9 protein-coding genes are annotated in these 8,718 nt (G+C 64.9%); 4 read left to right on the forward strand and 5 right to left on the reverse strand.

Annotation, left to right across the window (positions count from 1 at the left end):
- Window positions 1-231 (reverse strand): transposase (locus tag B5X73_RS20305; RefSeq protein WP_079523072.1); only part of this gene is annotated, 231 nt, incomplete at its 3' end.
- A gap of 388 nt (window positions 232-619) precedes the next feature.
- Here B5X73_RS20305 and B5X73_RS20310 point away from each other — a divergent pair.
- A complete protein-coding gene (locus B5X73_RS20310; RefSeq protein ID WP_079523073.1) occupies window positions 620-1,534 on the forward strand; it encodes a LysR substrate-binding domain-containing protein in 915 nt (304 codons plus the stop codon).
- A gap of 88 nt (window positions 1,535-1,622) precedes the next feature.
- A complete protein-coding gene (gene ykgO / locus B5X73_RS20315; protein WP_029213509.1) occupies window positions 1,623-1,748 on the forward strand; it encodes a type B 50S ribosomal protein L36 in 126 nt (41 codons plus the stop codon).
- Window positions 1,749-1,837: 89 nt separating this feature from the next.
- On the opposite strand, the gene B5X73_RS20320 is transcribed toward ykgO, so the two are convergent.
- The 4 genes from B5X73_RS20320 to B5X73_RS20335 form a co-directional block, all read right to left on the reverse strand.
- The gene (locus B5X73_RS20320; protein ID WP_176167906.1) at window positions 1,838-3,646 is read right to left on the reverse strand and encodes a tetratricopeptide repeat-containing diguanylate cyclase; all 1,809 of its coding nucleotides are present in this window, start codon (window positions 3,644-3,646) and stop codon (window positions 1,838-1,840) included.
- A gap of 4 nt (window positions 3,647-3,650) precedes the next feature.
- Entirely contained in the window at window positions 3,651-3,956 is a 306-nt protein-coding gene (locus B5X73_RS20325) for a hypothetical protein (RefSeq protein WP_036112537.1), read from the reverse strand.
- A gap of 123 nt (window positions 3,957-4,079) precedes the next feature.
- The gene (locus tag B5X73_RS20330; protein WP_079523075.1) at window positions 4,080-4,922 is read right to left on the reverse strand and encodes an SAM-dependent methyltransferase; all 843 of its coding nucleotides are present in this window, start codon (window positions 4,920-4,922) and stop codon (window positions 4,080-4,082) included.
- 32 nt (window positions 4,923-4,954) lie between these two features.
- Window positions 4,955-6,568, reverse strand: a complete 1,614-nt coding sequence (locus tag B5X73_RS20335) for an OFA family MFS transporter (protein WP_217699802.1) — start codon at window positions 6,566-6,568, stop codon at window positions 4,955-4,957.
- A gap of 170 nt (window positions 6,569-6,738) precedes the next feature.
- On the opposite strand from B5X73_RS20335, the gene B5X73_RS20340 reads away from it, so the two are divergent.
- Together B5X73_RS20340 and B5X73_RS20345 are read left to right on the forward strand one after the other, a co-directional pair.
- The gene (locus tag B5X73_RS20340) at window positions 6,739-7,239 is read left to right on the forward strand and encodes a carboxymuconolactone decarboxylase family protein (protein ID WP_079523077.1); all 501 of its coding nucleotides are present in this window, start codon (window positions 6,739-6,741) and stop codon (window positions 7,237-7,239) included.
- Between the two features lie 67 nt (window positions 7,240-7,306).
- Entirely contained in the window at window positions 7,307-8,197 is an 891-nt protein-coding gene (locus B5X73_RS20345; RefSeq protein WP_343124648.1) for an RNA polymerase sigma-70 factor, read from the forward strand.
- Window positions 8,198-8,718 lie beyond the last annotated feature (521 nt).

Here is an 8,718-nt window from a genome sequence, read left to right on the forward strand (position 1 = left end):
AGCGTCTTCAGAGGCTTTCAACTGTCCCTGAAGCTGCGCGATGAGGCGTCGCTGCTCCACCGGATCGTCCGGTATCGCCGCTTGCCGTTCGCGCCATTCCTCCACCCATCGCCTCAGGGCCGTCGGCCCCAGACCCATCATCTGAGCGGCTTGAGGCGGGGGATATCCCACCTCGACCACCAGTCGTATTGCCTCGGCTTTGACCGCTGCCGGAATTTTTCTATGAGCCATGATTCACCTCGCAGGAGATTTTGCTCCTACTTGGTGGTCCTGAAAAACCCGGCCACTACAGGCGCGCTCCTACAAGTAGGAGCGCGCCCTGCGCGCGATTCAGCCCCATGCAGGAGCGCGCCCTGCGCGCGATTCAGCCCCATGCAGGAGCGCGCCCTGCGCGCGACTGCCACGTTCCGGCCGCACAAAGAAAGTCGCCCCGGAGCAAACGCCTCGATATGGGCCTCGGGGGGGGAGGTAGGCCAGATATCGGTGATTAGCGTCGCTACGGGGCGAGGGACCTACCGACCCAGGGGGAGGGGTTGGTGGTAGGCCGAGACGAAGCATAGATTTCCTAGGAAATTCTCGCCAATATATCTTTCAGCGATCACTTATATGAAATTCGACTATGTTCGATCTGCGGCAACTGCGCTACTTCGTTGAAGTGGCGGAAACCCTGAGCTTCACCCAGGCGGCGCAGCGACTGCATATCTCGCAGCCCCCGCTGTCACAGCAGATCCAGGCCCTCGAGGCGGATCTGGGCGTGCGCCTGCTCGATCGCAACCGTCGCCGCGTGGCGCTGACCGAACCGGGTCGTCTCTTTCTCGTCGAGGCCAAGGCCATCCTCGCTCGCGCCGAAAGCGCGCGCACCGTGGTCAGCGAGGCGGCGGCGGGATTCACCGGTCAGCTTCGGCTGGCCTACGCGGTCTCCGTATCCTTTCATCCCGCGCTCCCGGAAACCTTGCTGCGGTTCTCACATGAAGCGCCCGGCGTCAGCCTGCACCTCGGAGAGATGCTCACCGGTGCCCAGTACGACGCGATCCTCAGCGGCCAGATCGACGTCGGCCTGCTGCGCGCCCATCCCGAAGGCGTGGCGAACGCGCGCCAGCTGAATGTGGAAGTGATCGACCACGAGCCGTTGGTCATCGCCCTGCCCCTCGACCATCGTTTCGCCCGACGGAAGTCGGTGCGCATGGAGGAACTGGCGTCCGAGCGCTGGGTCGCGCCGCCACGTGCGCACGCGGCCACCCTCATCGACCGCCTGAACCTGTTGGCCAACAAGGCGCGCTTCCGACCGAACGTTCGCCAGGAAGCGCAGCAGATCCCTTCCCTGCTGCCTCTGGTCGCTGCCGGTCTGGGGCTTGCACTGGTCCCGGCGTCGCTGCGCGCGGTCCACCTGGACGGTATCGCCTTCGTTCCCGTCGACGACCCGGAGGCCCACCTCTTGCTGGCGGTGGCCTCACGCGTGGACAATACGTCCCCGGTGCTCGACAGTTTCCTGCGCACCGTCCGCCAGGCCCGCAGTAAGCTCGGCCTCGGCTGAAACCCGAATCTTTCCGAGCGCTTGCGTTAAGCAGGCCGGATGGCTACAATTCCGTTTTTCCTTGTCCTTAAAGTTTCAGGAGCTGGCCGTGAAGGTGCTTTCCTCTTTGAAGTCCGCGAAGTCGCGTCACCGTGACTGCAAAGTCGTACGCCGTCGCGGCAAAGTGTTCGTGATCTGCAAGAGCAACCCCCGTTTCAAGGCTCGTCAGCGCTGATCAGCTGCAGACGGGTTGAAAAAAGGCCGCGAAAGCGGCCTTTTTTTATGGACGTTTGCCAGGTTTGAACCGGCATCCTCGCACGCCTCCTACCCCCGCGCCTCCGTCAGATACGGCGAATCCGGAATATCCCCGGTATCTCCCATGAACACGCAATTGCGCCCCGCCCGTTTGCCCCGGTAAAGCGCCGCGTCCGCCACAACCAGCAACCGGTGCAACTCATACCCGCATTGCAGCGTCGACCCCACACCGAAACTGGCGGTCACCAAGAGTTCCGGCCGTGAAGGCGTAGCGGCGGTAGCGGCGATCGACAGCCGCAGTTGTTCCGCGCGCGCACGTGCCTGTGCCGGACTGCAGTCGGGCAACAACACGGCGAACTCCTCGCCACCCAGACGCCCGAACACGTCGCAGGCATGCAGCGAGCGGCGGCACACGTCCACCGCTCGCTTGAGCACTTCGTCGCCCACCGCGTGGCCGTAAGTATCATTGACGTTCTTGAAGTGATCCAGGTCGAACAGGATCAGGCACAGGCCACGATCGGATCGCGCACCGTAGGCGAGCACCCGCTCCGCCTGTTCGACGAAGTGCTCGCGATTGCAGATCCCCGTAAGGCCGTCGCGGCGCGCGAGTTTCATGAAGCGCAGCTGCGAGCGGCGCAGCCAGAGCACCAGCCAGACGATCGCCAACAGGGCGAGACCGAGGATGAAGATGTACAAGCGTCCGGTCTCGACTTCCTTGCGGTCGAGCACCCCACTGAGGCGCAGGATTTCGTTCTGCTTGTTGAGCGCGTCGACTTCCGTCTTGCGCGCCAGCAACTGCTGATCGACGATCTGGAACGCGAGGCTGCGCGCACTGATGTCATCCAGGTACGCCTTGTCCGCCGCCATGTACTGCTCATGAAACGTCAACGCCTGCTGCGCGTGTCCCAGGCGTTGCTCGACCTGATAAAGCACCAGGTATCCCGTTCGACGAGGATCGGTGAACTCGTCACGGATCGCCCCGGCCACGGCTGAAAGCCCGAAGCGCCGTGCGTTCGACAAGTCACCCAGCGCGAGGTACGCCTGCGCAAGATGCGAGTCGAACTCGCCGAGCAGCTGCGAATAATTGAGGGTGCGCAGATTGTCCCGGTGCTCGGTAAGAAGCTTCACCGCTTCTTCGGGCTGACCATGGGAAAGATAAAACGCCGCGATGTCCGCGCGCATGCTGTCGGCAAAGACATCGTCGCCCCTGGCCTCGCACTGCTCGATCGCATCGAGGAACATCGGGTCGATCGTGTCGAGCCGGTTGGCTTCACGCCGCGCGCGCAGCAGGTGCTGCGCACCTTTGCATACCGTTTCGCCGGGCGGCGGCTCGGCCATCATGTCCTTGGCGTACGCTTCGGCCTGCTCGAACTGCCCTGCCGAGCTAAGCAACTGCGAAGCCTCACCCATCGCCTGGAAGCGCGCCTTCCGGTCACGAACCGATGGCATCAGTTCCTGGAGTTCGTTGAGCCGTTTGAAGGCGTCCTCATAACGGTGACCGACACCCAGCAGATTGACCAGGGTCGACAACGCGCGAAGGCGGAGCAAGGAATTCACCGACTGATCGGCCACCTTCTCCAGTTCCACCTTGGCGTTTTCGTAGTCACCCACCCACGTAGCGCGCCATCCGCGCAGGAAGTGAAACATGGCGCGCTGCTCGTCATCGAGCTTCGACTCGAAGGGCTCGACCTCGTCGAGCAACCGGGAATACCGGCCGAAATCCCGGATCTTGACCGCATCGGCCTCGTTGAGCTTATCGGTGATCCCGGAAAGTTGGGCCGCGGTCGCGTCCTGCGCATCGTCGGCGGCACGCAACGTGCCACTGGCCATAAAGACGGCCAGCAGCACGGCGACCCAGCGACGGGTGTTCCATCTCATTGAATCAGGCTCCGGGTCCGCCCAGCGGAATTTTCGAAGGACGCGGCTTACCGTCACCCTCGTCTTCATCGCCGTCTTCGTCTTCGCCTTCTTCTTCCTCGTGATCCGGCTGGATGGGCATCAGGCTCGAAAAGTAGATGCCTTGCCCCATCACCGCGCGCAGCGCATCGGCGTCGCGCGCACCCAGGGGTTCACGAACGTCGTCACCGAGATCTTCTTCATTCATGGCAAGCGCCAGCGTTTCCGCCGTCGCGTGCCTCAACGACGCGTCTCCCCCGACGCGCGCCAACCAGCCGACAACACTGCCCATGTGCGATTCCCTTGGGCGCAGAGGCCTTACCCCTGGCCGATGTCCGGCGATCCTCCCCTCGAGGCGCCTGGACCGGATGATATCCCTATGACAGCACGGGTTGTAGTAGGCCGCGTGGCCGGGTCACGCGGGGTGTGACGCAGGCGGCGCTGGCACGGGAACGGCATCCTCGTCCGCGGCGAGCGCCTGCAGACGCGCCCGCATCCCGGGTGCGGGATCGAGCGCACGTCCCGGGGGAATCGCCAGGGTCTCCGAGGTGCTGATAGCACTTTCGGCCAGGCGCGAAAGCGGCAGGCGCCGGATCGAGGGAGACTCGATCGGCAGCGTCGGCGCCTTGTACAAAATCACCTCATGGTCCACGGCAAAGTGTTCCGACAGCACGTCGACCAGCACCCGGCGATAGCCGGGCCCGGTGCCGCGCCGGGCAAGCGACAGGTCGCCGACGTGCCCCACCTGCCACAGGAACAACCAGGCCGATGGATCGATCATCCGCCGGTACAACAGGAACTGCGTCGCTTCGAAGTGCTGGCAGCCGTACGTACCGGGATCGATACCCAGATCGGCATACAGACAGTCCTCCGCGGAAATCCCGGGCTCCATGCGTGCGTCGAAGCCCTCGCTGCGTGCGCGCTCGATCGACCGGTGCGGGGCCAGGGCGAACACGCCCGGATGACCGTAGAACACCCCGCAGACACGCCTGCCTTGTCGTACCTCGGCGAGGATGACCTCGACCATGTCGGCATACGTGTCGCTACGGGATCGACCCTCCGCGTAATACGGCTGCAGGCTGCGCACGTCCGCATGCATCTCGCGCAGCCACATCTCCACGAGAGGATCGGATACGCCCGCGAAGACGACATCGGCGCGATCGATCTCACTGCGTGCCAGCGGCGTGAGGTGCGAGCCAAGCGTCATGCCCACACCGACGCAGACAAGACTGCCGCGCGACTCTTCCGTCCCTGTCATGGCTCGCCCCCCGGTATGCATCCAGACGACCGTTATAGCAGGGCCGTCGCCTTCTGCAGCGCGATCCACACGCCGATCAGGAACGGGATCCCGACCGCCAGCCACGCGAGCACACCCAGTATGCCGAACGAACCGCGCGCCGCGGACGCGACGCTGGCGTCGGTGCTCTGCGCTTCGTGCTGCAACGCCCGCTCGTGCCGCAGTTCGTCCTCGGTCATGTGCAGCTTCGGATCCACCGGGCGAACGAGAAGATTGCAGATGAGGCCGATCAGAAGCAGCCCGGCCAGGATGTAGAGCGTGCGGTCATAGACCAGGTTCTTCGCCACGCCCGCGCTCAGCTGCGCCTCACGGACCCCGGCGATCAGCACGGGACCGATGACCCCGGCGACCGACCAGGCGGTGAGCAGACGTCCGTGGATGGCGCCGACCATCTGCGTACCGAAGATATCCGCCAGATAGGCGGGCACGGTGGCGAAGCCGCCGCCGTACATCGAGAGGATCAGACAGACGGTAATGACGAACAGCGCGGCCAGCCCCATGTGTCCCAGCGTCGGTAGCGTGCAGTAAAGGATGATGCCGAGAATGAAGAACACGCAGTAGGTGTTCTTGCGGCCGAGAAAATCCGACGCCGAGGCCCAGGCCAGGCGACCGACGGAGTTGAAGAGGCTGATCAGACCCACGAGACCGGCGGCCGCGGCGGCGATCGCCGCCTTCTGCGCCGTACTCAGTTCGGTGCCGGGGTCGACCCCGAGCAGCCGACCGCCGAACACGTCCTGCAGCATGGGGCTGGCCATGGAGAGCACGCCGATACCCGCCGTCACGTTCATGCACAGCACGCCCCAGATCAGCCAGAACTGCGGCGTCTTCCACGCGCGGCTGAGATGGACGTGGCCATGCGAGATCAGGGTGGCCTTCGAGGCGACCGGCTGGTAGCCCTCAGGCTTCCAGCCACTCGGTGTGACGCGAAATCCGAACGCACCCAGGGTCATGGCTACGAAGTAGATGACGCCCATGCAGATCAGCGTCTTCGAGACGCCGGCGATGTCGCCATCCTTGAACACGCTCATCAGCTTGACGGCGATCGGCGCACCGATCATCGCGCCGCCGCCGTAGCCCATGATGGCGAAACCGGTGGCCAGACCACGACGATCCGGAAACCATTTGATCAAGGTGGACACGGGGGTGATGTACCCCAGCCCCTGCCCTACGCCGCCCAGAAACCCGCAACCGAGATAGACCAGCCACAGCTGGTGCATCGATACGCCGATGCCGCCGATGACCAGACCGCCACCCCAGCAGCACGCGGCGATGAAACCCGCCTTACGTGGCCCGGCGTGCTCCAGCCAGCCGCCCCAGATCGCGGCGGCGAGGCCCAGCATGGCGATGAACGTTTCGAAGATGTGGTTGACCGAGGGCACCGTCCAGTTACAGGTCGTGGTGGTCAGCTGATCGAGGAAGCCCTGGGTCGCGCACGCGCCCGCGTCGGCACCCGGCACCAGCGTGGTCATCGGCAGCCAGAAGACGGAGAAGCCGTAGGCCATGCCGATGCACAGATGGATGGCGAGCGCCGCGGGCGGAACCAGCCAGCGATTGAACCTCGGTCCCGCGATCGTGCGCTCACGCGCAAGCAAGCCACCGGTTGCCATATGTGTCCCCTGCCGTTGAAGTGGTACTGCCCCGGGTCGCATCTTAAGCGGGTTTCGGGTGCCCGCCACCCTACGTTGGTCTTAGGGCCCGTCACAAAACCCATGGCGATCTCGTCTGACATGTGAAGCCGATCCGTTCGGCCTCCATCACTCACTTCAAGGATTTCGCCATGACCCAGCGTCTCGATTACCAGCAGCAGTCCCCGGAACTGACCAGAAAGCTGACCGAACTCAGCATGGCCGAGGGCAAGGGCTCGATCGAAGAATCCCTCCGCCTCCTGGTCCATATCCGCGCGTCGCAGATCAACGGCTGCGCCTTCTGCGTGGACATGCACGTGAAGCAGGCGGTCATTCACGGCGAGCACGACCTGCGCCTGCACCACGTCGCCATCTGGCGCGAGTCCAACCTCTTTACGCCTCGCGAACGGGCCAGCCTGGCCTGGACCGAAGCGCTGACCCGGATCCCCGCGCAGGGCGTGCCGGACGACCTCTACGAGCGTGTGCGCGGCCAGCTTTCCGAGAAGGAAGTTTCCGACCTGACCTTCGTGATCGCGGCGATCAACGCGTGGAACCGCCTCAACGTGGCCTTCCGCACCGTGCCGGGCACGATGGACAAGGCCTGGGGACTCGACAAGGCCGGCCTTTCCGACGCGCCGGCCGTGGCCGCCTGACGCATCCGGCGCGACTCGGCGTGCGACACTCCGGGCGATGTCACAAATGCCCGGGGTGCGCCGTCTTATGGGTATGAATCAGGCCACGACTACCTTCTCGACGCTGCGCCCTCGCCTCCACGGCATCGCCTATCGCATGCTGGGCTCCGTGGCCGAGGCAGAGGACCTCGTGCAGGATATCTGGCTGAGCTGGAATGCCGCCGACCAGGCCGCGATCGGTAACAGCGAGGCGTGGCTGGTGGCGGCAACGACCCGCCGAGCGATCGACCGCCTGCGCGCCGCACGGGTGCGCCGCGAGGAATACGTCGGCATATGGCTACCCGAGCCGATTCTTACGGACGAGGGCACCTCGCCGGAGGATCTCCACGAGCTGGACAGCGACGTCTCAGTCGCCTTTCTGCTGGTGCTCGAACGTTTGTCTCCCGACGCGCGCGCCGCGTTCCTGCTGCGCGAGGTCTTCGACGAAGATTACCCGGAGATCGCGCGCGCGATCGGAAAGAGCGAGGCCAGCTGTCGGCAACTCGTGCACCGGGCGAAGGATCAGTTGCGTGACGCACGCCCGCGCGCCGGGGTGCCCCGCGACGACCACCTCGACCTGATGCGCCGCTTCGCCGGTGCGCTCACGGCGGGCGACTTCCCCGCCATTCGTTCGATGCTTGCGCCGGATGCGGATCTCACCGGCGATGGCGGCGGCAAGGTCAACAGTTTCCCGAAGCCCATGCTGGGCGCGCAGCGGATCGCGCAGGTGTTTTACGCCGCCCACCTTCGTTATGGCGATCGGGTGACGGTGAGGCTTACGCGCATTAACGGCGAGTGGGCGTTGCTGCGTTACATCGAAGGGAAACTTGAATCGGCGCAGACGTACGTCACCGACGGACGGACGATCCAGAGCATTCATGTCCAGAGGAACCCGGACAAGCTGGAGCGGATTGTGAGAGGTCAGCAGGGGTTTAGCTGAGGTGGGGGGCTTTATTTGACGGGCTCGGCTTCGCCATCGCGGTTGGCTTGCCGCAGCGTGTTGTGTCGCGTTGGAGAGCCGGCGGGTGCCACCCTCGCGTCCACGCCTGCGGCGACCCCTCAGGGAAGGGCCGCTACCGCGGCCGTATTTCAATGGCCTTCGGCCGGGTCGGACTCCGACTGGGGGTTTTCGAGTCGGCTGTCCCTGCCTCCCCGAAAACGGCCGGTCACCCCTGACCGGCCCCGCTCTCGCGGCCTCTTCCAGTCGGACCCCTCGCCTGCGGCTACCGGACGCGAGGGTGGCGCCCGCCGGCTCTTTGGGGGACTGAGGCAGCGTGGGGTCGAGCGGCGGTGCGCTTCGTTGGATGGGACCGCTCGCTTGCCTGGGGCGCATGGCCTCGTTCGCCTTAGCCTGGCTGAGGGTTCGCGAACAGGGTTCGCTCCTACCGCACGGCGACCGCAATGGGGGGATACATGGCGGCCTGTAGGAGCGCGCCCTGCGCGCGAAAAGCCAACGAAGCG

The organism is Luteibacter sp. 22Crub2.1 (genome assembly GCF_900167995.1).
GTDB lineage: Bacteria > Pseudomonadota > Gammaproteobacteria > Xanthomonadales > Rhodanobacteraceae > Luteibacter > Luteibacter mycovicinus.

Excerpts from the sequence above, each read along its gene's own strand:
- B5X73_RS20310 (WP_079523073.1), top strand. The coding sequence starts at position 620 with ATGTTCGATCTGCGGCAACTGCGCTACTTCGTTGAAGTGGCGGAAACC.
- B5X73_RS20320 (WP_176167906.1), bottom strand. The coding sequence starts at position 3,646 with ATGAGATGGAACACCCGTCGCTGGGTCGCCGTGCTGCTGGCCGTCTTT.
- B5X73_RS20325 (WP_036112537.1), bottom strand. The coding sequence starts at position 3,956 with ATGGGCAGTGTTGTCGGCTGGTTGGCGCGCGTCGGGGGAGACGCGTCG.
- B5X73_RS20330 (WP_079523075.1), bottom strand. The coding sequence starts at position 4,922 with ATGACAGGGACGGAAGAGTCGCGCGGCAGTCTTGTCTGCGTCGGTGTG.
- B5X73_RS20335 (WP_217699802.1), bottom strand. The coding sequence starts at position 6,568 with ATGGCAACCGGTGGCTTGCTTGCGCGTGAGCGCACGATCGCGGGACCG.
- B5X73_RS20340 (WP_079523077.1), top strand. The coding sequence starts at position 6,739 with ATGACCCAGCGTCTCGATTACCAGCAGCAGTCCCCGGAACTGACCAGA.
- B5X73_RS20345 (WP_343124648.1), top strand. The coding sequence starts at position 7,307 with ATGGGTATGAATCAGGCCACGACTACCTTCTCGACGCTGCGCCCTCGC.